General features: G+C 56.3%; 23 protein-coding genes. 15 read left to right on the top strand and 8 right to left on the bottom strand.

The window, feature by feature from the left end:
- Positions 1–215, bottom strand: a 215-nt coding sequence (locus H598_RS26560) for a putative quinol monooxygenase (protein WP_028113425.1), incomplete at its 3' end; no start/stop codon positions are given.
- Between the two features lie 103 nt (positions 216–318).
- Between H598_RS26560 and H598_RS0113125 the strand changes: the two genes are divergently transcribed.
- Complete coding sequence (locus tag H598_RS0113125; protein ID WP_028113424.1) at positions 319–1,161, top strand: LysR family transcriptional regulator; 843 nt, start codon at positions 319–321, stop codon at positions 1,159–1,161.
- Positions 1,162–1,188: 27 nt separating this feature from the next.
- Here the strand turns inward: H598_RS0113125 and H598_RS0113120 are convergent, their stop codons facing one another.
- Positions 1,189–1,629, bottom strand: coding sequence for a MarR family winged helix-turn-helix transcriptional regulator (locus H598_RS0113120; RefSeq protein ID WP_028113423.1), 441 nt, complete (start codon positions 1,627–1,629; stop codon positions 1,189–1,191).
- A gap of 95 nt (positions 1,630–1,724) precedes the next feature.
- Here H598_RS0113120 and H598_RS0113115 point away from each other — a divergent pair, with 95 nt between their 5' ends.
- The gene (locus tag H598_RS0113115) at positions 1,725–2,462 is read left to right on the top strand and encodes a siderophore-interacting protein (RefSeq protein WP_051252712.1); all 738 of its coding nucleotides are present in this window, start codon (positions 1,725–1,727) and stop codon (positions 2,460–2,462) included.
- A 46-nt stretch (positions 2,463–2,508) separates the two neighbouring features.
- Here H598_RS0113115 and brnQ read toward each other — a convergent pair whose 3' ends face one another.
- Entirely contained in the window at positions 2,509–3,798 is a 1,290-nt protein-coding gene (brnQ, locus tag H598_RS0113110) for a branched-chain amino acid transport system II carrier protein (protein ID WP_051252711.1), read from the bottom strand.
- Between the two features lie 712 nt (positions 3,799–4,510).
- Here brnQ and H598_RS0113105 point away from each other — a divergent pair.
- The 5 genes from H598_RS0113105 to H598_RS0113085 all read left to right on the top strand — a co-directional run bounded on the left by H598_RS0113105 (position 4,511) and on the right by H598_RS0113085 (position 9,953).
- Complete coding sequence (locus H598_RS0113105; protein ID WP_245595599.1) at positions 4,511–5,305, top strand: phosphate ABC transporter substrate-binding protein; 795 nt, start codon at positions 4,511–4,513, stop codon at positions 5,303–5,305.
- 38 nt (positions 5,306–5,343) lie between these two features.
- On the top strand, positions 5,344–6,150 hold the full coding sequence (locus H598_RS0113100) for a PstC family ABC transporter permease (RefSeq protein ID WP_211227300.1): 807 nt from the start codon (positions 5,344–5,346) through the stop codon (positions 6,148–6,150).
- Between the two features lie 20 nt (positions 6,151–6,170).
- Positions 6,171–7,058 (top strand): PstA family ABC transporter permease, encoded by an 888-nt coding sequence (locus H598_RS0113095; RefSeq protein WP_211227299.1) that lies wholly within the window; start codon positions 6,171–6,173, stop codon positions 7,056–7,058.
- On the top strand, positions 7,042–7,737 hold the full coding sequence (locus tag H598_RS24285; RefSeq protein WP_035415892.1) for a phosphate ABC transporter ATP-binding protein: 696 nt from the start codon (positions 7,042–7,044) through the stop codon (positions 7,735–7,737). Before H598_RS0113095 ends, H598_RS24285 begins: the two co-directional genes overlap by 17 nt.
- A 353-nt stretch (positions 7,738–8,090) precedes the next feature.
- Positions 8,091–9,953: a methyl-accepting chemotaxis protein gene (locus H598_RS0113085; RefSeq protein WP_051252713.1), complete on the top strand. Its 1,863-nt coding sequence runs from the start codon at positions 8,091–8,093 to the stop codon at positions 9,951–9,953.
- Between the two features lie 59 nt (positions 9,954–10,012).
- Here H598_RS0113085 and H598_RS0113080 read toward each other — a convergent pair whose 3' ends face one another.
- Complete coding sequence (locus tag H598_RS0113080) at positions 10,013–10,780, bottom strand: AraC family transcriptional regulator (RefSeq protein WP_028113416.1); 768 nt, start codon at positions 10,778–10,780, stop codon at positions 10,013–10,015.
- Between the two features lie 180 nt (positions 10,781–10,960).
- Between H598_RS0113080 and H598_RS0113075 the strand changes: the two genes are divergently transcribed.
- The 7 genes from H598_RS0113075 (at position 10,961) to H598_RS0113045 (ending at position 19,799) form a co-directional block, all read left to right on the top strand.
- Complete coding sequence (locus tag H598_RS0113075; protein ID WP_245595598.1) at positions 10,961–12,073, top strand: multidrug effflux MFS transporter; 1,113 nt, start codon at positions 10,961–10,963, stop codon at positions 12,071–12,073.
- Positions 12,074–12,314: 241 nt separating this feature from the next.
- Positions 12,315–14,042 carry a hypothetical protein gene (locus H598_RS0113070; protein ID WP_028113414.1) on the top strand — a complete coding sequence of 576 codons (1,728 nt, stop codon included), beginning with the start codon at positions 12,315–12,317 and terminating at the stop codon, positions 14,040–14,042.
- A gap of 275 nt (positions 14,043–14,317) precedes the next feature.
- Positions 14,318–16,342 carry a ferritin-like domain-containing protein gene (locus H598_RS0113065; protein WP_035415891.1) on the top strand — a complete coding sequence of 675 codons (2,025 nt, stop codon included), beginning with the start codon at positions 14,318–14,320 and terminating at the stop codon, positions 16,340–16,342.
- A 42-nt stretch (positions 16,343–16,384) separates the two neighbouring features.
- Entirely contained in the window at positions 16,385–17,344 is a 960-nt protein-coding gene (bufB, locus tag H598_RS24280) for an MNIO family bufferin maturase (RefSeq protein ID WP_084144466.1), read from the top strand.
- Positions 17,286–18,092, top strand: a complete 807-nt coding sequence (locus H598_RS25615) for an HvfC/BufC N-terminal domain-containing protein (RefSeq protein WP_084144465.1) — start codon at positions 17,286–17,288, stop codon at positions 18,090–18,092. Before bufB ends, H598_RS25615 begins: the two co-directional genes overlap by 59 nt.
- 83 nt (positions 18,093–18,175) lie before the next feature.
- Complete coding sequence (locus H598_RS0113050) at positions 18,176–19,117, top strand: LysR family transcriptional regulator (RefSeq protein ID WP_028113412.1); 942 nt, start codon at positions 18,176–18,178, stop codon at positions 19,115–19,117.
- 76 nt (positions 19,118–19,193) lie between these two features.
- Positions 19,194–19,799 (top strand): LysE family translocator, encoded by a 606-nt coding sequence (locus tag H598_RS0113045; protein WP_028113411.1) that lies wholly within the window; start codon positions 19,194–19,196, stop codon positions 19,797–19,799.
- A gap of 316 nt (positions 19,800–20,115) precedes the next feature.
- On the opposite strand, the gene H598_RS0113035 is transcribed toward H598_RS0113045, so the two are convergent.
- The 4 genes from H598_RS0113035 to H598_RS0113020 are packed head-to-tail and all read right to left on the bottom strand — an operon-like array spanning position 20,116 to position 22,940.
- A complete protein-coding gene (locus tag H598_RS0113035) occupies positions 20,116–21,282 on the bottom strand; it encodes a glutathionylspermidine synthase family protein (protein ID WP_028113410.1) in 1,167 nt (388 codons plus the stop codon).
- Complete coding sequence (locus tag H598_RS24270) at positions 21,282–21,980, bottom strand: DUF1190 domain-containing protein (protein WP_051252709.1); 699 nt, start codon at positions 21,978–21,980, stop codon at positions 21,282–21,284. Before H598_RS24270 ends, H598_RS0113035 begins: the two co-directional genes overlap by 1 nt.
- 9 nt (positions 21,981–21,989) lie before the next feature.
- Positions 21,990–22,406 carry a DUF350 domain-containing protein gene (locus H598_RS0113025; RefSeq protein ID WP_028113409.1) on the bottom strand — a complete coding sequence of 139 codons (417 nt, stop codon included), beginning with the start codon at positions 22,404–22,406 and terminating at the stop codon, positions 21,990–21,992.
- A gap of 54 nt (positions 22,407–22,460) precedes the next feature.
- Complete coding sequence (locus tag H598_RS0113020) at positions 22,461–22,940, bottom strand: DUF2919 domain-containing protein (protein ID WP_028113408.1); 480 nt, start codon at positions 22,938–22,940, stop codon at positions 22,461–22,463.
- 153 nt (positions 22,941–23,093) lie between these two features.
- Between H598_RS0113020 and H598_RS0113015 the strand changes: the two genes are divergently transcribed.
- Positions 23,094–23,462, top strand: a complete 369-nt coding sequence (locus H598_RS0113015) for a hypothetical protein (RefSeq protein WP_028113407.1) — start codon at positions 23,094–23,096, stop codon at positions 23,460–23,462.
- The last annotated feature ends 321 nt before the right edge of the window (positions 23,463–23,783 follow it).

Below are 23,783 nucleotides of genomic sequence, written 5' to 3'. Positions count from 1 at the left end.
GCCAGGAAGTGTGCTTGTTGAGCTTCACTATCGTGGTATTGCTCCCACAGAATGAAGCGGTAAGGGTCATCGTTTTGCTGCATGGCATGGGCAAAGCAGCAGCCAGGCTCATTGCGCATGTCGGAGCAAAATGCGGCAATGGCAGTCATTCCTTTTTGAACATCGATACCGGGTTTAAGCCGCAGTACGGCGGTCAGGCTAATGGGGCGAGACATGATTGACCTCGAATGTTGCAACGTAGCAAACCATGTTAGTTGACTTCTTTTTGCCTAAAAACCACCATAAGTTTTTATCTTTATAAACCTAGGGTTTTTAATTGTGGATCAAATCAAGAGCATGAAGGTTTTCGTGGCAGTAGCGGAGCAGCGCAATTTTGCTAAGGTCGCTGAGCAGTTCAACCTGAGTGCCACAATGGTGGGTAAACACATTAGAAGCCTGGAACATCATCTCGGTACTTCGTTGATCTCTCGCACCACGCGCCGACAAACCTTGACCGAAGCGGGCCGCTTCTACTTAGGGGAGTGCTGTCAGTTACTGGACAAACTGCAGCAGGTTGAAGCCGAACTGCAGCAGATCACCAAACACCCAAGGGGGCTGGTACGAGTCAATGTTCCGGTTAATTACGGTAACTTGGTGATTGCGCCTTTAATGGCCGAATTGATGGCCAGCCATCCGGAAATCGATATAGAGCTGCAACTGGATAATGCGCGGATTACTATCAATGAACAGGTGGACGTATTAATACGTATTGGCGAATTGGCCGAAACTGCGTTGGTTGTGCGTCGTATCGGCGATTACCCATTGTGTTACTGCGCTTCCCCAGTGTACCTCGAAAAGCACGGCATACCTCTGACCCCCAAAGAGCTTAGCAAGCATCATTGTCTCGGTTTTGATGGCGGTAGTGGCCAACGTCTGTTGCCAAGGCCTCGTTTAACCACCAATAGTGGTAACGTTCTGATGCAGGCCGCACTGGATCATGCGGGGGTCATTCTGCAGCCAAAACTGCTGCTTCAGGAACCGTTGCAGCAAGGTCGACTTGTTGAGATTCTGACCGATTTTGTTCCGGCACCGATGCCAATTAACTTACTTTACCAATCGAGGCAGCAACCACTGAAAAATCGAGCTGTCATCGATTTCCTGATCAGAAGATTGCGGCAATAGCTCGACTTAGCGAGGAGTTGTTGTGTGTCAGTCTTGATGGTTGTCAGTACTGAGGTTGGCGGTGATGGTGGCGGCAATGGCATCGAAGGTGGCCAATTGCGCCTCTGTGAGGTTGTGGCCCATGCGCTTTTGTACCTTGGCGCGAGTGTGCTGAATCAGGGCTGCCAACTGTTGGCCTTGCTCGGTCAGCGTCAGCAACTGGCTGCGTTTGTCCTGGGGGTGGGCGGTTTTTGTCAGCCACTGCTTTTCCACCATCTCTTTGATTAGCCTAGCGATCTGCGCTTTGTCCCGGCCCAGGTGCCCAACCATGTCAACGGCGGTGCAGGTGTCTTGATTTGCAATGTAGGTTAAGCACTTAACGTGCATGGCGTTTAACCCCAATTGCTTGGCCTTTAACTCTGAACGCATCGCCTTTTTGTAGGCGTGGATAAGGTCAAACAGGGTATCTGAGATGGCATTCTGGTTCATGGCAAACGGCCTCATTGGTTGACTTTGTCAACTAGGTTGCGATATGGTTGATTTTATCAACCATGTTATTCAGGTTCAAGTTGCAGGAGAGACCGATGAAATCGACTAAGCCCACCCCTCGAGCCACTTACGTGTCCAAGGTCATTCCCTTGTCTCCCCACCTGCGCAGAATCGTGGTCACCGGCGACAGTCTCAGTACGTTTCCGGAAGGGATGGAAGGCGGTTACGTCAAGGTGGTGTTGCCGGAAGTGGATGGGCTGCAAAAGATGCGTTCTTACACCATTCGCGCCTTTGATCCGGATACTCGAGAGCTGTCGCTGGATTTTGTGATTAATCGGCACCGGGGGCCTGCAACCGACTGGGCAGCGACCGCGGCCGTGGGCGACAGGGTGGGCATTGCCGGCCCAGGTCCGATGAAACTGACCAACTATCAGCATCACAGTTATCTGTTGGTGGGCGATCTAACCTCCATCAATGCCATCAATGGTTACTTGCCCAGGTTCAGAACGGAGGCGGACGTTCGAGCCTTGATTACTGTTCCGACTCGGGAAGACGTCATCGAGCTGGATTACGACAGCGGGCTGAATACCTGCTGGATCATCGAAGATGAATGCTCTGAGCCGTTGCAACAGGTGGTGCTGAATACCGCCCGTAGTATGGCCACCGACACCCATGTATTTTTAGCGCTGGAGGCCGGCCAGATTCGAGCCCTGCGCGCGCCCCTGCAAGAACAGATTGGCATCGACCGGCTCAATCTGTTTGCGGTTGGTTATTGGAAGCAGGGCGTCGATGCCGATCGGTTCGGACTGCAGAAGCGGGCGGCGCCGCTGTAGGCGTTGGGCGTCAGATGCAAGTGTCGCGGTCTTGAGGCATTCGGGATTAGACCTGAGGACACAGATCTTGCCGATGGCGTCTGGACAGGGACAGTGCCCCCAGCAGCATTACACAGGGCGGTAACCAGCTTAGATGCTGCGTATACAGTGGCAGCCACAGAGACAGACCTTGATGCACAGAGGGGGGGAGCAGTTCCAGTACCGCCAGTGCATCAATGCCACCAAACAGGCTCATGGTCAGCACCAACGCAGACAGGTAGCGATGCCGGTTTAAAGACAAGCCGGCGGCCAGCACCAGGGCAATGGCGATGGGGCACAGGGTCAGGATTAGGGGCAGACTGAACCGAATCAATTGCTCCAGACCCACATTGGAGACTAGAGCGGTCAGTGACAGCACAGCCACTGCGCAACGAGAAAAGGTAATGCCGTGGTTGTTTTGAAAGTACTCGGCATTCGCATTCGTCAGGCCAACTATGGTGGTCAAACAGGCGGTGAGGGTAATGGCGCCTAATAGGAGCTGGCCCGCCGGGCCCAGGACCGTGGCGGCATACTGAGTCAGAATGTAACCGCCATTTGCCGCCTGTGGCGCAATGTGGGAGGCGGTGGCCCCCAAATACCCCATGGCCAGATAGCAGGTCCCCATCAGTACCACATAGATGCCGGCGACCGCATCGCTGTAGCGGCGAATCTCCTGGCGGTTTTGAACGCCTTTTTGCTTAATGGCGTGGACGATAACCCAGCCAAACGCCACCGCCGCAATGGCATCCAGGGTCATGTAGCCTTCCAGTAACCCATTGACCAGTGCGCCGTTTTGATAGCGCTCAATGGCGACCTGTGGGGTGCCTTGAGGGCTGAGAATGGCGGCGATGACCAGGGTGGTGAGCATTAGAATCAGCGCCGGGGTCATGAATTTGCCAATGATGTCCACCAATTTGCCCGGTTTCAGCGCCAGTAACAGGCTGAGGCCACAAAAAGCAAGGGAGAAGGGCAGCAGGGCGTCGGCGTTGATAAAGGGGGCCAGCCCCATCTCGTAAGCGACGGTGACCGCCCGAGGCAGCACAAACGCCGGCCCCAGAGTGGCAAACACCAGCAGCCAGAAACCGTTTCTTAGCCAGACAGGCAGAGTATCGGTCAGTGCCGCCACCGAAGGCAGGCGCCCTAGCACGCACAGGGTCAACGCCGGCAGGCCGACGGCAGACAGCAAAAAGCCGCCCATGGCGGTTAGCCAGTGGTGGCCAGCTTGCTGCGCCAGCAAGGGCGGAAAGATCAGGTTGCCAGCGCCAAGGAAAAGCGCAAATGCGGTAAAGCCGATGGCCGTGATGTCTCGAGTTCTCAAAGCAACTACCTTCAGTGGTAAAGGTCAGCGTGTTGGCGAGAAAAGAGGAGGAAGGACTCTGCTTTCGCCAGCGAAGCTGACGAAAAACAAAACCGTCAGCGTCAGATAATGACGACGACGACGGAGACCTGAGTGAAGCTCGGGCTATGCGCTGTGGTTGGAATAGGATCCAAGGTTATTGGAAATGAAAGGCGCTGCATGAGTCTCAGATCGTGATGAATGACCGTCACACTGTAATGGCTTGGCGTGATGCTGTAAAGTCCGAGTTTTGACCTAGTGTTATTCGGTATTACTCAGAATAGACGAAAAGAAAAAGTTTTAACTCTTAACCTTTTGTATTTTAGAAAATATCATTCTTTATTTTCAGCTTCTAGTTTTCGATTTTTCCGCTTTTGGCCGTTCAGTTATGCGTATTATTTAGCCCTTTCCTGTGTTAACTGATTTGATTCTTATTGTTTTGTTATGGTTAACCGGGGTGCCGTGGTGCCGGTTATGCCAGCGTCTGACGTGTCTGACCCAGTGATTAATCCGTTTTTATCGAAAAATATTTTCATAATCCATTGATGTAAATCAACTATTTTACATTCGCTCGCGTTGTCATTGCGCTGCGCTAGGCGTACTCTTGCCGTCTCTTAGTGCCCACTCGGGTTTGGCTCTTAATTAACCAGTATAGAGAGACGTGTTTATGCGGTTACACACCGGACTTTTTGCTTTGCTTGTTTGTGGTCTGTCGGCGTTTGCTCAGGCCGCCAATCTGGACGCGTTTCAGGACCAGACCGGAACCCTTAATATTGCCGGCGGTACGGCTCACATTCCGGTGATGAAGCAGGCAGCACGGGCGATCATGACCGCCAACCCGGACATTCGCATCACCATTGCCGGTGGCGGCTCCGGCGTCGGTGCTCAGCAAGTGGCCAAAGGCCTGGTGGCCATTGGTAATACCGGTCGGGCACTGAAACCTTCTGAAGCGGCTCATGGTTTGGTGTCATTTCCCTTCGCCATCGACGGCGTGGCGGTCATTCTGAATCCGAATAACCCGGTAACCCAATTGACTCAGCAACAGGTGATCGACATCTACGCCGGTCGCATCGAAAATTGGCAGGAGCTGGGAGGGGAAGATCGCCGCATTAACCTGTTTACCCGGGACGAAGCCAGTGGCACCCGTGCCGTATTCGTAAAGAAACTGCTGAGCAAGCAGTCGGTGGCTTCCTTTGCCAACGTCGTTGCCTCTAATGGCGCCATGAAAACCTCAGTGGCCCGCGATCCCGGTGCCATTGGTTACTCCAGTGTGGGCTACATCGATGACTCGGTGCGTGCGCCGGCTCTCGATGGCGTGGTGCCTACCAATGAAGCCTGCGCTTCTGGCAAGTACCCCATTGTTCGCAAGTTGTACATGAACACCAAAGGCGAGCCTCAGGGGTTAACCCGTTTGTTCATCGACTTTATCTATAGCCCGCAAGGGGCCGAGTACGTGAGCCAGTCTGGCTACATCCCTCTGCCTCAGTAATGATGAGTCACAGGCCATACCCGCGATTGACGACGTCGATGGCTGTCTTGGTGTTGCTGCTGATAGCGACACTGTTTGTGGCCATCGGCTGGTTTGCATTGCCGGTCTTTGTGAACGCTTCACAGACGCTGCTGACATTCCAGTGGCAACCGGAGTTGGGCCGTTATGGCATTTTGCCCATGGTCGTGGGGTCGGCGCTGGTGGCCCTGATGGCACTGGTGTTGGCCTGCCCCTTGGCTTTGGGGGTAACGGCGTTTGCTCTGTTGGCGCGTGCTTCTTGGTTGGCGACGTCGGTGCGTACCGTGGTGCGTTTGATGGCTGGCGTGCCGACGGTGGTGTATGGCATCGCGGCGCTGTTTCTGCTGGTACCGCTGCTGCGGGAGAGTTTTCGTGTCGGCAGTGGCTTTTCGCTGTTAGCGGCTGCGCTGGTGTTGTCGCTCCTGATCCTGCCGGTGATGGTGTCGATGCTGGACAGTCAGATGCGGCCGTTAATGCAGCAGCTTAAAATCGCGGCCCGGTCGATGGGCTTTACCGATCCCCAAACCCTGACCTACTTGGTGTTGCCTCGCTGTCGTCGGACCATGATCAGTGCGGCCCTGCTGGGATTTGGCCGAGCTGTGGGCGATACCTTGTTGCCGATGATGCTGGCAGGCAACGCGCCTCAACTGACTGGCAGCGTGCTGGATTCCATTCGAACTCTGACGGCGCACATTGGCCTGGTGGTGGCGACCGAGCAAGGCAGTGCCATGTACAACTCTCTGTTTGCCTCCGGCTTGATATTGCTGGGGCTAAGTGCCGCCCTAACCCTGACGACCCGGGCGCTGCTGAAAGGCTGGCAGCCATGAGAGAATGTAAGAGCAGATTGATGGTCGGCTGGTCAGTGTTGGCCACCACGGTGGTGATGACGTCGGTGCTAACCTTGTTGGGGTATGTGATGGTCACCGGTGCGGCGGCCCTGGGGCCGACGCTGTTGGTCGGCGATGCACCGTTGTGGCCGGCGCTGACCGGGCAGGTACCGGTCTGGGATGGCATCTGGCCAGCTTGCGTGGGCACACTGACGGTGGTGTTGTTGTCGTTGCTGTTGGCATTGCTGCCGGGGATCGCGACCGGCGTGTGGATGGCCACCGCCGCCGACGGCCGTCTGTCCCGTTGTCTGGGGGTGGCGGTGGATGTGTTGGCGGGGGTGCCCTCCATTTTAATGGGGTTGTTCGGCTTTACTCTGATCCTGTTTCTGCGCCAGTGGTATTTCCCCGCCGCCAATACCAGTCTGCTGCTGGCGGCAGCCTGTCTGGCGATGTTGATCGTTCCCTACCTGGCAGTGTCGACGCGCACGGCGTTGCAGTCTCTGCCGCCGCAACTTCGGCAAACGGCGTTGTCGCTGGGAATGACGGAGTCTCAGGCCTGCTGGCATGTGCTGTTGCCTCAGGCTTGTGGTGGCATCATGGCCGGCATTCTGCTTGCCATCGGCCGAGCCGCTGAAGATACGGCGGTGATCATGCTGACCGGTGCGGTGGTCAATGCCGGGTTGCCTGGTGGACTGCTGCAACGCTTTGAGGCTCTGCCATTCAGTATTTTTTACCTGAGTGCTCAATACCAGAGCCAGCAGGAGTTGACCATGGCGTTCGGCGCGGCATTGACGCTGATGTTGTTGACCGCCACCCTGTTTGCGATGGCCGGGGCCCTGCAGCGGGCCGCCTCCCGGCGCCGGTGGGGCACATTGAATCAAGAGGTATCCCATGATCGGCCAGATTAATGACTTGTCGGTTCGCTTTGGCCAGACTGAGGTCTTGAAGCGGGTCAATCTGACCCTGGAACAACATAAGGTGCATGTACTCAGTGGCCCGTCCGGTTCTGGAAAAACCACGTTTTTACGGGCATTGAACCGGCTCAATGACAGCTACCCAGATTGTCATACTCGAGGCCAGATTCAGCTGCGGCTGGATGGTCAGTCGCTGCAGCTTGAGTCTTTGCCACAGAATCGTCTGCCGTATCTGCGCCAGCGGGTAGGGATGGTATTTCAGCACCCACAGCTGTTGCCGGGCAGCATTGCCGATAACTTGATGCTGCCCTTGACCGTGGTGGCGGGCCTAAGCCGTGCTCAGGCCCGTGAACGGATGAAACTGGGATTGGAGCAAGCGGCGCTGTGGCCTGAGGTGGCCGATCGTCTGGATGTAGCCGCAGGCTCATTGTCCGGAGGCCAGCAGCAGCGGTTGTGTCTGGCACGAACTCTGGCGCTGGGGCCACAGATTCTGCTGTTGGATGAACCGACTGCATCGCTGGATCCCGAGACGGCCCTGCAGATAGAAACCCTGATCACCACCTTGTCTCGACGGCTGACCATTGTGATGGTGTCCCATTCACCGGAGCAAGCGCAGCGACTGGGTGATCACCGGTTGCAATTTGAGCAGGGTAGGGTGGTCAGCGTTCGCTGATTCAGCGATGGGAAAATTTGACCGTTTTGGTGCTAATTGAATTAAAGTCAGCGACTGAAGCGGTCGCTATGGCTGGAGGAAATACGGGTATCCGAATGTGGTTTTGCGTTAAAGGCAGTCGCTCTTAGTGGCTGATAACCGGCTTAACCCCATTTGTAACATCTCTTTATTCATAATACCGACCAATCTTTGGTGTCGACGTTGCTGTCCGCCTCGGGGTGGTCCAGGTGCCCGTCCTTTTTCTCAGTAGGTCTGAGTGACCTCTGAGAGTTTTTCCTTTCATTCCTTTAGAACAGTCGAGACAGTACGTGAAATCTCTTGGGTTTAAACGTTCAATTATTACCGCCGTGGTGATGTTGGTCACCGTGTGTTTGCTGACCGCGAACTGGTTGTCCTACTCCAACCTGAAAGCCACCACCATTACCAGCATTGATGCCCAATCCAAAGCCATTGTCCGCTACGAAGCAGACAAGATTCAGGCCTGGTTCAAAGGCAAAAGTGACGCCATTGACACCTTGGCACAGCACTATGTCGTTAACGAGAGCAGCGATTACTATGTAGAGACCGCCGCCATGGCCAGGCAACTCAGCGGCATCAGCCAAGTGTTATATGGCCTGGACACCGGCCGGGCCTATTCCACCATCGAGGGGGGCTACTGGAGCAATGGCGTGGCCGATCCGCGCCAGTACGACCCTCGTCAGCGTCCCTGGTATCAGCAGGGAAAGGCCAGCGCCGGATTGGGGGTGACGGATATCTATGAAGATGCCAGTAACGGCAAGCACATTGTCTCGGTGATGAAGCGGGTGTCCGATGGTGTCATTCTGGGGGACATTGAACTGGACATCCTCGAGGAGACAGTAAAAGCGGTGGATTTTCCTGGCGCGGTGACCGCCATTATGGATGCCTCGGGCAAAGCGATCGCCTCCAACTCCAATCGTCTGACCGAGGGCGTTCACTTTGCTGATATCGGCATGGACAATGTGCGAATCTCCATGTTGGCACAACCGGAGAATCGCACCACTTATACTCTGGATGGCGTCGATAAATTGGCGTTTACTCGGGTCATTGAATTAGTGAACGGCAAACGCTGGTACCTGTTTATCGGAGTCAACAAATCGGTGGCGTACGCCGTGGTGGAGCAGGCGCTGCAAACCGCCATCTGGTCATCGCTGATCATGCTGTTGGCTGCCGTGGGCCTGACCGTTGTCACTCTCAACGGCTTGTACCGTCCTATCCTGGCGTTGAAAGAGGTGGTGATGGATCTGTCTCAGGGCAATGGCGACCTGACCCGCCGTCTTCCGGTGACCAGTGACGATGATTTAGGTCAGATTTCTAAAGGGATCAATCAGTTCATAATCAATCTGCAATCACTGATGCTGGAGGTGTCGCAGTCATCGGCGCACATCTCCCACAGTGTTGAGCAGGTGAAGAACCAGACCGATTCCAATAATGCGGTATTGGAAGCCCACACCACCGAAACCGAGCAGGTGGTGGCTGCCATCGAGGAGATGAGTGCCACTGCCAACGATGTGGCCAGCAACGCGGCGAATGCCTCTCAGTTTACTCAAAGCACCAATGTGCAGGTGTCTGAGTCTAAGCGGGTGGTGTTGGACGCCACCAGCACGGTGTCGCAGTTGGTGGGGGATGTGGACACGACGGCCAATAACATCACTGAGATCAGCAAAGACACCAGTGACATCACCAATGTACTTAAGGTGATTGGAGAGATTGCCGATCAAACTAACCTGCTGGCGCTGAATGCCGCCATCGAAGCCGCCCGTGCCGGCGAACAGGGGCGCGGTTTTGCGGTGGTGGCTGATGAGGTTCGGGCCCTGGCTGCGCGGACCCAGAGCAGCACCGCTGAGATTGAGGCGACGCTGAGTAAATTGCACAGCGGCTCAGAGTCGGCGATGACCGCCATGAACCACACCAAAACCAGCTGTCAGCGCACCGCTCAGAGCACCACTCAGGTGGCGGATGATCTGGACACCATCGTGCAATCGGTGGCCAAGATTAACGATCTGAACACCCACATCGCCACCGCCGCCGAGGAGCAAAGCTCGGTGACTGGCGAGATCAGCCGCAACATCAGCGCCATTCGCGACATCGTGGTGCAACTGGCGACCAATGGCGAAGCCACGGCACAGGAGTCGATGAACCTGGCGGCAGCCAACAGTCAGCTGAAGTCTGTAGTGGGCAAATTTAAACTGCAGTAATGCATGATGCCATGCACCTTGAGGCCACCTTTAAGGTGGCCTTTTTTATGCGGTCAGCCTTATCGTTGCTGGTATTGTCGAGGCGTCATGCCCCGATGTTGGCGGAAGAAGGCAATAAACGCACTGTCGCTGGCAAACGCCAGGGCGTCGGCGGTTCGGGATACTGACTGGCCTTCGGACAGTAACTCAAGAGCCCGCAGTACCCGCCACTGTTGCCGCCACGATTGATACGGCATGCCGGTGTGGCGGCTGAACAATCGACTCAGGGTCTTTTCACTCATGCCCAGTTGTGCGGCAAGTTGATTCAGTGGGTTGGGCAGGGCTCCCAGGTGCAAGCTTTCGAGCCATGCTGCCAGCCTGGGATCGGTAGGCATCGGCAGGCTGAGTTGTTCTTGCTCGGCAGCGGCCAGTTCCTGCCAGAACAGGGCCAGCACAAGCTGTTGCTTGGCACTGTCCATCTCCCAGGGCCACAGGGCCATACGCTCAATCAAAGCGCTTAACAGCGGGTTAACCCGGCACACCTGCAACTGGGTTGGCGCCTGCTCAAACTGTGCGGTGTCGAAGTAGATCGAGCGGTAAGCCACCACATTGCGCATACGAGCACAGTGGTCGATGCCGGCCGGAATCCAGGCCGCGCAGGTGGGGGGCAGCACGGTATGGCGGTCTTGCAATGAGATGCTCATGCAGCCATGGGCAGCAAACAACAGCTGAGATTTTCGGTGTCGATGGACGCCGGAGTCGTGTTGGCCGACGTCGGTGGCGATGCCGATGACACCTTGGGGCAGGGCATCGGCATCGAAGCGGGCATTGGGGGAAAGTATGGCCATAGGTTGCCTGTTAAGGGGCTGAGTCATTCATGGTAGCTTAGTTTGTCCTTTTTTTGATGTTTTTTGTTTTTATCTTTGTAATCGGACATGTTCAAACTCTCTATGCTATCGCTCCATTGAATAGAGGAGAGATTGACTATGAAATCCAACGTGCCACCAATGTGGTTGATAATTCTACTAATGATGTTTCCACAGACGGTGGAAACCATCTACAGCCCGGCGCTGACTGATATCGCCGCCGGTTTTCAGGTGGCCGAACACAGTGCCTCACAGACGTTGTCGGTGTATTTCGTCGCCTTTGCGTTTGGGGTGGTGTTGTGGGGTCGAGCCGCGGATATCTTCGGCCGAAGACCGGTGATGTTAACGGGGTTGGGGCTGTATGCGCTGGGGTGCATGCTGGCGCTGTGGGCTCCGGATTTTGAATGGTTATTGGCGTCTCGATGTTTGTCGGCATTTGGCGTAGCGGTCGGTTCGGTGATAGGCCAGACCATAATGCGCGATTGCTATCAAGGCTCACAGTTGGCGCGTGCTTTTTCGGTAATGGCGGTTGCCATTGCCCTCAGTCCATTGTTGGGGCTGTGGAGTGGCGGTGCATTGGTCAGCCTGGGCGGCTATCGAGCAGTATTTGCGGCGCTGCTGATTACGGCGTTGATGTTAGTGGTTCTGACCCTGGCTCGCTTGCCAGAGACTCGGCCATCACTGCATTCGAATGCGCCGCTGCACCGAGTGGCCGCCGCCATGGCGGCCGACCCGAAAATCTGGTGCTTCGGCGCCCTGGTGTCTCTGTTCAACCTGATGTTGTTCAGCTACTTCTCTCTGGGTCCTTTTCTGTTTGAGAATCTGGGCTTAAGTTCTGCCCAGTTTGGTGCCAGTGGCGTGGTGTTGGCACTGGGAACGGCCATGGGTGGCTGGATAAACCGAACTCTGCTCGGTCGTGAATGGTCATCGCTGCAATTGCTTCAGGTCGCGTCTTTGGCGACGCTGCCCGCAGCCGCCGGAGTCTGGCTGCTTCAGGGGACCCCCTGGTTGTTGCTGCCGATGATGATGGTCGTGACTGGTTTTGGGATCGCCATTCCCAATGTGTTGGGCCTGGCGTTGGCTGACTACCGACAGGTGGCCGGCAGCGCCGGAGCGGTGTTTGGCGGCGGCTATTATCTGGGACTGGGCATGGGAATGGTGTGGGTGGCGCAGTTGCAGAACTTGGGGGCGGTGCTGTCCATCAGTGCCTGTGCGGCCTTGGTGTTCACCTTGGTGGTGGGGCGTCTCGGCCGGGTTAGTCGCTGTTCAGCCTGATTTCGCTACACTGATTCGGTCCGTTACCGCCGTGAGCTTAAAGGCCCGAGTGTGGTCATTTGCCATCGGCAGCGATTTTCTTGGACTGGTGATTGGGCCTTTGCTACTGTCCTATATAGGATAAATTTCAATGACTTCCTATTGTATTTTGACACTATAGGGGCATTACTTACCATCGTCGTTGACCCGGGAACAAGTGGTGTCCTCGGAGTGTATCGGCGGCATCGACAGGGGAAATAGGGTGAAGAAACTGGCATTGGCAACGGTTGTCGCAGCAGCGGCCGTCGGCGCTTATATCTACACGCAGCAACCGCAGAGTGCCGCCTCAGGGATGGCGAGTTTTGTTCCGGCGGATACCGTTTGGTTTTCGGCCCAGGAGACCCCGTTTCCCATTCGGGCCTACCTGAGGGCGTCGGCAGCCAGTTACCAATTGTCCGACAGCGAGATGCAGCAGCTGCAACAATCGTTGCAGCAAGCCAAAGACGTGGATGAAAAGTTCTTTTTGGCGTTCTTGCTGAACTATCTACAGGGCCTCCAGGACCCTGACCAGCTGGTGAAGGACTATGGTCTCGGCGACACTGTGCGCTTCTATACCTATGCTATCGGTGCCGCGCCGGTGTTTAAGTGGCAAGTGGAGAATCCGCAAGCGTTCTGGCAGACCCTGGGCCGAATTGAGGCCGACAGCGGGGCGATGCACAACACCCGTACCATCGGCGGTATTGAAGCCCGGGTTTATGACCTGGCGCTGGATGATGTGGATGAGCAGCTGGAGCTGTGGTTTGCCGAGGTTGACGGCATGATGACCATGGTCATTGGCGCGCCCTTGCTGGACGCCAGTCAACTGGCCATCGCTTTTGCTCAGGCTCGGCCGGCTCAGGCGTTGGCGGACACCGGCATCCTGGATGAGATACGTCAGCGTAACCGCTTCAGTTCTGGTGACATTGGCTACATCAGCCACCAGCAGTTGTTAACCGGGTTGATGACCCCATCGGGCAACACCATGGCCAAGCAGATCAATCGCCTCGCCGATGACCCGCAGGAGTTGGCGAAATTGCAGGATCCAATTTGTTATCAAGAGCTGTCGGGTATTGTGGTCAACTGGCCAAGAACCGTGTTCCAGACCAGGATAGAGGCGTTGGGTGACGGTTTTAGCATCAGCAGTGACACCATCATTGAGTCGCGCAACCAACCGATGTTGAGTGCACTGAATAAACTGCGTGGCTTTGTGCCACAGAGCCTGTTTGATGCCACTAAGCCGATGTTTGCAGCGGCGCTGGGGATTAATGCCGACACCCTGCAAGAGGGGCTGGTTGAGGTTCGGGATCAGATGTTGGACGTGTCCTATCAGTGCCCGCAGTTGGCCCAATTACAACAAGAGCTTAAGCAGGTGCCTCCGGAATCTTTGGCTTTGTTTTCCGGCTTTACCGACGGGATTCAAGGGTTGGGCCTTGGGGTCTATGACTACGCGTTTGATGAAAGCCGTAGTGATGGAACCTTGAGTACCTACAGCCTATTGATGAGTGTATCGGCCAAGGATCCCACCAAGGCCTTTAATGCCATCAAGATGGTGAGCCCTGAGTTTGCCAGTCTGGATCTGAAACCGGGGCAGCAGGCGGTGGACATCAAAGACCGGGTTCCTCAGCTGCAATACGCCCTGCAGCCTATCATGCTGGAGATGAGCGAAAGTCAATTGATGCTGCATACCGGTGACAAAGGGGCCAGGGTGGCTGAGGCCATGAGTGCGGAGCCGCTGACAGCCAATGGACTGATGGCGGTAACGATGGACTATCAGCAGGCGATGCTGCCGGCAATGGACTGGGCTAAGGCGCTGGACCCTGAGTTGGTGAATCAGCTGAAGTCGATGCAAAGCTACCATCTGATCATGAAACTGATGCTGGATGTGGACGATCGTGGATTGGTGTTCCATTACCAGGGGGACTCGGATCCAAATCGGCTCAAGGCCAAGTAACCTTGCCTGCCCCACTCTCCCTGGGTGGGGCAATCACTTAAAGCTGTGTCGGACAATGTCCCGACCCGAGCCTCTCTGTTTCTGCTAAATGCAAGGCTGCCCCGGCGTTGATGGGCGGGCCGTAGCGGATCTTTAGTGGTGACTTGGTCGTAGCGTCAGGGACGGCAGTTGCAGCCACGGGGATTTCTCCTACGCTTTGGAGTCTGCACCGGAAGTGCTTCCGCGTGCAACGGTGGACAGGAGCGTCTGCCACGACTCAAGGTTAAGGAGAACCCATGTATTTTGAAAATGCAGTGCGTCAGCACCTGCAGGCCAACCCGGCCCTGCAACAGCGTGCCATTCATAATCGCCCCGCGGATATTGCCGCCGTACGGGCACTGGCTCAAGCCGCCGTAAATGTGGAGTTATTCACCATTCCCCTGTACATGACCGCCATGTACTCGTTGCAGGGGATGCATGCCATTATCGGTGACAATGCCCTGTATAAAGGGCGGCTGTGGCCCGGCATGTCCACCTCGGCTAAGGTACAAACCGCCAACCAGCAGTGCTTTAACACCATCTTCAGCGTGTTCATTCAGGAGATGCTGCACCTGCAATTGGCGTCGAATATATTCAACGCGTTGACTAAAAATGCCCCTGAAAATCAGTGCAGCCCCTGCTTTACCAGTCCGCTGCTTCAAGACCCGGGCACCCTGGGCTGGCATTGCTATGGCGAGACCAAGACCACCATTCCCCACATCATCAACCTGAAAGACACCACGGTTTACCAGAGCGTAACGGTGTCGCTGGGCGAGGTGAACGACAACACCGTGGCGTTGTTTCTGGCCATCGAAGAGCCGGCGGATGTACTGCAAACGCTGATCCAGGACAGCAAACGCGGCGACTATCTGGTGACTAAAGGGCCGCTGTCCGAGCAGGTGCCGTTTGACGGCTGGACCGCAGACAATACCGAGAAAGATCTGCCGATGTTTGGCACCATCGCCGCCATGTACGAATGTCTGGCGCTGTATCTGAATCTGGAGTACAGCGATGGTACCACCCTGATAGAGGCGTTGTATAAGCCGGACTCGATTCAGAACGACTTGTTTAATACCGAGAGTGAGGGGCATTGCAGTCCGGAATTTCCTCACCTCAATACCGTCATCGATGCTGGCTCGGCCGTCGAAGCCAAGGCGCAGATCCTGACCATGATGGACGCCATCACCGATCAGGGGGAAGGGTCCACTCTCAAGGTGCAGGGGCCACAGGTGGCGGTACGCCCTCAGGGCATGGTGGGTGATGCGGTCAAGCCCAACTATCAGCCGGATTTTAATGCCCTGAAGAACGACTACGTCAGCTATAACGACGACGGCCAGCAGGTGGAGTCGGCGGATGCCCATGCCCGCTTCTTTGGTGGGGTGGTGGATCATTACGATCGCTTCCAGCAGGTGCGAGGCTTGCTGGAGTCCGGTCAATTGACCACCTGGTCGCAGTGGCATAACGCTTCCGATCAGCCCAGAAGCTGGCAGGCCAGCATGCTGGAGCTGGAGGGGGCGGCGCCCATCGCCGGCATTCCCACTGCCGAAGAGGTCGCCGGGGCGCTCAATCGCCTCAATGCCCCGGACAGTCGTGATGGCAACCTAGAGCTGTTCAGCCGGGTTGCCGCCGGCGCCATCGCCGGCATCACCACGGTGCTGAATGACTATTGGAGCACGCCAAACACGGATTTCCCGTTTCCCTCCATGGCGGGCTCCGGGGATCGCATCTCTATCTGTTGGGCGGTGTTTGGCCAGGCACCGGACCTGAGCCTGGGCCAGTTTGAGCGCCACAGCGGTGACTCTGCACCCTTGTACCATGCCTGTCAGGGGCTGGACTACGGTGACAGCGCCGAGGGCAACCAGTGTGCGTCTAAGGAGGTGTTTCATACCTGCCGCGGCTCTAACGCCTGCAAAGGGGAGGGCGGCTGCGGCTTTGTACAGAGCACCAAGGGGGGCAGTGGCTGTAACGCCATGGTGGCCAAGACCGGCGATGATGAGCTGTACACGGCGCCGGGCGACAACTTCTGTGGCAGTTACGGTGGCTGTGCCGTGCCCATTTCCGCCTCTCAGCGGTTCCCGAAATCCGGCACCATGGCGCTGTATCAGTTGTTTGCGGATAAGGACTCGGTGAAGCTGGAGCAGACCCTGAGTTTTGACGAGGGCGATTCGGTGTACGCCACTGCCTGGAAAGCCTATGAGAAAGTGATGGCCAGCGAAGGTAAGCTGGCCGGTAACGCGCCGGAGGCCAGCGATCTGCGCCTGGCATTTCCACCCTCAACCTAGTGCTATTGAACGGGGGCCCGGCCCCCGTTGCAGGGAGACGCTATGCAACAGATAACTACCGAGCTGGGGTTGGGAGTGGGGCTTCGTAGCTGTCACTTTTCCTGGTTAATGGCACAGCGGGATTCGGCGGCGCTGGGCGTTGACTGGCTGGAGATCATCACCGAGAACTTCCTCGATAACTATGGCTATGCCCGTCACGTGCTGCTGACGCTTAGAGAGCGGCTGCCGATGGCGATGCATGGAGTGTCGCTCTCCATCGGCTCCACCGACCCGCTCAATGTGGAGTACCTGTATAAAGTTAAACGGCTGGCGGATGAACTGCAGCCGGCCTTGGTGTCGGATCACTTATGCTGGACCGGACTGCAAGGGATCAACAGTCATGATCTGTTGCCGATGCCACTGACCCGGGAAAGTCTGAATCACGTCTGTGTTCGGGTAGCCCAGGTGCAGGAAATTCTGGACCGGCCTCTGGTATTGGAGAACCCCAGCAGCTACCTGGCTTTTTCGGAAAACGAGTTCCACGAGTGGGAGTTTCTCAATGAGCTGTGCGCCCGCTGTGGCTGTGCCTTGCTGTTGGATGTCAACAACGTCTATGTGACCTGCTTTAATCTCGGTTGGGACGCTCAGGCCTACCTGGACGGCATTGACGCCGCCAATGTGGTGCAGTGCCATCTTGCGGGACCGACCGACTGCGGCACTCACCTGGTGGATACCCACGATCAGCCGGTGCCAACGCCGGTTTGGCAGCTGTATCGACAACTGGTTCAGCGTACCGGTCCGCTGAGTACGCTGCTGGAGTGGGACGATCGTATTCCACCGTTTCCCGAGCTGGTGAGCGAGGTCCAACTGGCCCGTGAGGTGCTGGCCGGACGGATACCGGACGTGGTTCCGACCAGCGCGACCCAGCCGCTTTCCACTCCTTTGCACACAACGGTAACGGCCCATGAACCCATCGAACCTGAAACATCAGCAGAGCTGGTTGCTACAGCGAATTCTGACTAACCGCTGGAGCGGTGACAGCCCGCTGGCCTATCCCAGAGCCGAGTTTGGCGATCAGCAGGGAACCTTGGTGTACCAGAGGGGCTATCGGCTTAGGTTGATCGAGTGCCTAAAAGCGGAATTTCCCCTGCTCAGGCGTTATCTGGGAGAGGAGACCTTTGGCCTGTTTGCCATGGGCTTTTTGGAGTTTAAGCCCTCAAGTAGCTACACCCTGTTTGATTTGGGCCAGAGTTTTACCCATTACCTGAAGTTGACTCAGCCGAAACAAGCGAATTTTGAGCCTTGGCGCTGGCGCCTGCCCGGTCAACTGGCCCAGGTGGAAACCGCACAATCTCAGGTCGCTCGGGCTCAAGGGCTCGAGTCAAATGAGCCGTCGCTGTTGCCATTGCCGCTGTGGCAATTGCCGCCGGTATGGGTGCCGCCGACCACTCGGGTCTTTGAGTGCGATCTCGACATGATGGCACTGATGGCGCAGCTATCGCGGCAGCAAGTGGCGACGCCGCGGCCGGGTCGGCAACAATTAATGCTGTACCGGCATCGCTATCGAGTGCATCGGCGCCCAATCAGCGCGCTGCAGGCAACGGTGTTGGCGGCGTTAAAGTCCGGTCAGCCCTGGTCGCGGGCGTTGGAATTGGCTCAGTACAACTCGGCGATGACGGAAAGCGAACGGGTCGCCGAAGCCCTGTCGTGGTTGCCTCAATGGCTCACAGAGGGGGTGGTGGGGCTGGAAAAACCGGCCGACCGCGCCTGATGCTTGCTCGTTAGCGGCGCGGGAGTTTGCAGGGCTTGGGAACTTGAGTACCATGGCCACAGATCTTGTCTGTTGGAGGGCTCATGCGCCATAACCTGAATCAATTGAGAGTGTTGTCGGCGTTGTTACAGCAACCCAACCTGACCCGGGTGGCAGAAAATCTGCATATGACCCAGTCGGCGGTTAGCAAAACCTTGCATCAATTGCGACAGGACTTCGAAGACCCTTTGCTGGTGCGTGAAGGTCAACGCTATCTGTTGACGCCTAAGGCGCAATCGCTGCAACTGACCCTGCCGCAGCAATTGCAGCAACTGGATGCCCTGTATTTGCCCCAGAGTTTTGATCCGAGCCAGTGTCGGCGCACTCTGGTGTTTTCGTCATCCGATTACGTAGCCCAGCACATCTTTCCCGCCATCGCCGCCGAAGTGGGTCGTCAGGCTCCTCTGGTAACACTGGAGTATCGTTTGTGGGACAAGGGGCAGTTGTCACAACTGGCGAGTCTGTCTGTGGATCTGGTGTCTACCATCGTGGAATCGGTGCCGGATAATGTGGCTCGGCGGGACCAGGGGGAAGATGGCTTGGCGGTGCTGATGTCGGCGCATCACCCTTTGGCTGAGCAAACTCTGACGCTGGAGCGGTATCTGCAATTTGGGCATTTGCGGGTCAGCGGTGGTGGTGACAAGGACTCGCCAGTGGACACCGCGTTGCAGGCTCTGGGGCACCGGCGCCGCTGTTTTGCTCAGGTGCCGTTTTTCCAGTCGGCACTGGGGCTGCTGATGTCCACGCCAACGCTGCTGACGACGCCGCTGCACATTGCCGCTCAGATGTCGGAGCAAGCGCCGATGGTGGTGAAGCGATTGCCGTTCGACTGTGCCCGCCAGCACTACCGGTTGCTGTGGCACCGCCGCTTCAATGAGGACCCGGCTCATCGCTGGTTTCGCGAGCTGGCGTTTCCGTTTTTGTGCGACCATCTGAATCATTTTGTGCAGATAGGTATTACTAAAACGACTTGTAGGCATGAGTAACTATCGCTTTTGGTAATGTTGTTATGTGAGTAAGCTTGAAGGCAACATTGATAGTGAATAGAGCAGTAAAGCAGTAATGACGTTTTTAACTTGGTTGCCTCTGGCAACAGTATGCGTACTGGGTGCCCTCAGTCCCGGTCCCAGCCTGGCGCTGGTAATCAATAACACAGTGCAACGGGGCACGGCCACTGGCCTGCGGACCGCTCTGGGCCACGGCATTGGCGTGGCCCTATATGCGTTGATCACGGCCATGGGACTGGGGTTGCTTATCAGCCAGACGCCCTGGCTGTTTGACGGCATTAAGTACGCCGGTGCAGCATTTCTGGTGTACATGGCGATTAAGATTCTGCTGGCCAAGCCTGATGCCGAAGGGCAGAGTGCACCGAGTAAAACCCGTTTTGTCGGGTTCGGTGGTGGTTTCATGGTGGCCTTTCTCAACCCCAAGCTGGCGATCTTCTTCCTGGCACTGTTCAGCCAATTTGTGCGTGCCGATCTCACCCTTGGGGATCAACTGCTGATGATGGCCACCGCCGGTGGCATCGATGCCCTGTGGTACGCTGCGGTGGCGCTGGGAATCGGGCGTACCGGTTTACTGGGTTGGTTGCAGCGCCACGGTATTTGGGTGGATCGGGTGAGTGCGGTGATTTTCTTGCTGCTGGCGACGGCGGTGGTGTTACAGTAACTTTTGTTAAGCACCTGTTTGCACGATATTAATGGACCGATTTTTTCAATCTGACTGAACGGTATTATCACTGTGATCCAGAGCACAGTTGCGACAGAGGTGCCTTGAGCCACCCAGCACAGCGGTTAAGCTGGTGTCAACCGTTGTCGGACTAAGGAGTGATGTCCATGGATACTAATGTTAAATACGCTTTGGGCGCCGTTGTTGGCTCTCTGGGTACCATCTGCTTCCTGGCTTCCTTGATTTTCTAAGTCGGACCAAGCAGAAAAAATGCCGCCCGATGAGGCGGCATTTTTGTGCCTGCGATTTGTTCGAATCAGGGCAGAATGATGTGGGGGACGAATCGGGACAGGTCCTGGGTGATCAGGCTGTGATCTTCCCGTACCGAGATCCCGGCGGCTTCATCGCCCACCAACCAAGAGCCGATAAGGGCATAGTCGTCGCCAAACTTAGGTAAATCCTGAAACGCCTGGTAGATAACGCCCTCTTCGCCGTAGGGACCATCACTGTCGGCGATAGATTGGTTGCCGTCGAGAATGCGGACATTGGCGCCTTCACGGGAGTAGATTGGCTTTTCAACCAAGCGGGATTCGTTAGCCAGATGGCGTTCGTTGGCAAAATAGGCCGGCAACAGGTTAGGGTGGTTGGGGAACAGTTTCCACAACATCGGTAGCAGGGCCTTGTTGGACAGCACCGATTTCCAGCTTGGCTCCAGCCACCGGGTCTGGGCTTTGTCGATGTAGTCGCCAAACTCCTCCCGTAACATAAATTCCCATGGATACAGCTTAAAGGCTGCGTGCATGGGGCGGTTGTCTCCATCCACAAAGCCACCCTGAGGGGTGATACCGATGGACTCGATATAGGTAAACAGCGTTTGCAGGCCGGCTTCTTCAGCGCAGTCCTGTAGGTACTGCACCGTGCCCCGATCCTCGTCGGTGTCCTGACAGCAGGCAAAGTGCAGGGGTACCGGTGGCCAACTCTGTTTCAGTTGAGCAAAGCGGGCGATCAGTTGTTCCTGAATGCTGTTGAACTGGTCACTGCCGTCGGCCACTGTGCCATCCTTCAGTCGTTCGTCCAGCCACAGCCACTGAAAGAAAGCAGACTCGTACAGAGAGGTGGGGGTATCGGCGTTATTTTCCAGCAACTTAGCCGGACCGCTGCCATCGTAGGCCAGATCCAGTCGGGCGTACAGAGCCGGGTCCTTCAGGCGCCAGGAGCGGGCGATCATCTCCCAGTGAGCTTCGGGAATGGCGAATTTACGCAGAAGGGCGTCGTCCTGAACCACTTTGTCCACTACCTCCAGACACATCTGGTTGATCTCAGTGGTGGGGTCTTCCAGATCCCGCTCAATTTGATCCAGCGTGAAGGCGTAGTAGCGACTTTCATCCCAATAGGGCTCGCCATACATGGTATGGAAGTTAAAACCGTAGGTCTCGGCCTGCTGCTGCCAGTTGGTTCTCGGGGTGATAAGGTGACGTTGCATTAGCCGCCCCAGCCACGACTGGAGCTCTTACGAGCGCTGCTGCGGGCTTTGGCCGCTTGGGCCGATTTTACCTGCGCCATTTTACCGAAGCCTCCTCGTTGGGTGACATTAGTGGCTTTCTTCGGGGTGAAGTTATTGGGGCTGGTACGGACAACACGGTCGCCACTGCGTCCGACCACATCACCGGCACCAGTGACCAGCTTGCCATTCAGTGGTGAGCGGGCGTTTTTGGAGCTGTATACCGGAGCGGTGCGGTATTTGTTGCGGGAACCGCTGAGCATATTACCGAGCATGTAACCGTACATCATCGGCATAAACCAGCCTCCACCACCGCCGTTATCGGCGTATTGTTCGCCGTCCGCCAAGGTGTTCACATCGCCAGCCAGGTCGGTGGCAAAATCGCCACCACCGGTGCACTGCTCGGCACCAAATTCGAGTTCACAATCGGCCAGCGAATTAAAGCGGGGAGCGGTCTCTTCCGCCAGCGCCTGGGCCTCTCCAAAGACGCTTTGGCACAGTTGATCCTGGCCGGGATTTACCTGAATGCACTCGGTGACGTTGCGATAGACCTGGGCGGTTTCCTGCATCGGTTCCGGGCTGCAGCCTGTCAGCGTTAGCGAGACGCTGATGGCGGCGGCGGTGGGAACGGTCAGCTGTTTCTTGAATCGGGGTGACAAAATAGAGCGACTGCGCTTCACAGGAGTCTCCTAGTAACTCATGCAGGCCGCATTCAGCAGGCCGACACTGATGTTGATGGCGGCCAGCACGATGGCGGCGGCAACGTTATTCTGTTCAATTTTCTCTACCAGACCCGGCAGAATGACAAAGCGGACGGCGGTGAAGGCCAGTAACTGGGCCAACAGCGCCACGCCGGCCCATAGCAAATAGTCGGTGACCGATACCGAGTTGCTGGCGGCTGCAGCCAGAGCCAGGGTGAAGCCTACCAGTGCTCCACCAATGCCGATGGCAGCGGCTTGATTCTGGTTTTCTTTAACCAGTCCCCACTCATCGTAAGGGGTGATGGCGGAATAGATCACCTTGAATACTGCGATCAGTGCCAGACCGATCACCAGGTAAGTGAAAAAGGGGCCGATACCAGCCAGGGAGTGGGTCAACATTTCCATATTTTTACCTTATTTTTCAGGAGATCCATTCTATACCGAAAGCCGATGGCGTCGCTAACTTCTTACTTTGGTGTGAGACAGAACGTGTGCCCCATCGAAGTAGTGGCCAATGCGCCGACTTTTAATAAGGTACCAGCCAAACCAGAAACTGGCTAACAGCGGCAGCGCCTGATACAGGGCAACGTCGCCCCGTTGATGGTGAAGCGCGCTGGCTTGCAGAACCAGATCCAACAGCCAGTTGGCCATCAGAATCCATTTGCCTTGCTGCCAGACTCGTTTTATCCACTGGCGGTCGCCGCCTTTAAAGCGACCGAGAATCGTCAATAACACGACCGGTAACCCGGAGAGCAGACCCAGATAGAAGTAATGGGTGCTGGGGTAAAACAGCGCCAGAATGTCGGAGCCGGTGCTGCGGCTGGCGGCGGCGATGGCCATCAACAGCCAGGTTCGGCCTAAAAACGCCATCAGAACAAACAGCCACAACGGCGGTTTCAGGTCTCCATGTTGATTAAAGGCGTATATCGGGTAGGTCACGGCTCGGCTCCTTGAGGACATGACAAGGTTATGGGGGCGGTTGAACCGAATTTCAATAAGCAGTCGCCATTGCATTGATTGTGACAGTGGCATGACCCTGTTCTATGATGGTACTCATGCCCAAGGACTGGGCCCCAGCTAGAGGATGGCAGTATGAGACCACGATTTCAGGCCGGACGACACATCATCATTCGTATCCCCCCTCATGAGTACCCGGGTAATTTGAGCTTTTATCGCGACGTTTTGGCGTTGGAAGAGGACGCCAATTACGTGGACCAGGGCTTGGGTGCTCACTGTTTCTGTTTTGGCGACAAACGCCTGGTGTTGTCTGAGGTTAAGACCATCAGTCAACTGGAGATCTGGTTGCACGTGGAAACCGATAACGTCGATGATGCCGCTTTCTTTCTGGCAACCCACGGGGTAGTGCGTCGCGACGAGATTGCGCCTTTGCCGGACAATGGCGGCTTTTGGGTCTGCAGTGGGTCCGGTGTCATTCACCTGATAGACGCCATGGCCTCCTGAACGGCAGAAGTCACTGGGCCCTCGCGCTGGCAAGGGCGACAGTGCGAGTTGGCGGGGTTTGCGGTAGCCCAGTTGTTATTGTGGTTTCCGCAAAGCTCGGTGCAGCAGGTTCCCCTCGCACTTTAAACCCCCCTCCGTCGTGCCCGCGCACGCGGGTACCCAGTGTCTGTGCCTTTCGTCATTTTTGCGCAGGCGAGAATTCAGCGTCTTTCTCAAGGTTAAAACTAAAGGTTCATCGCGCATTACCGGGAAAAGCGGCTCGTATCTTCAAGAAGAAGTAGTCGCTATCCCGGTATCCGTAGGCCATGCGTTTGATGACCT

This window comes from Ferrimonas kyonanensis DSM 18153 (genome assembly GCF_000425405.1).
GTDB lineage: Bacteria > Pseudomonadota > Gammaproteobacteria > Enterobacterales > Shewanellaceae > Ferrimonas > Ferrimonas kyonanensis.
This window is presented reverse-complemented; position numbering and strand designations above follow the sequence as displayed.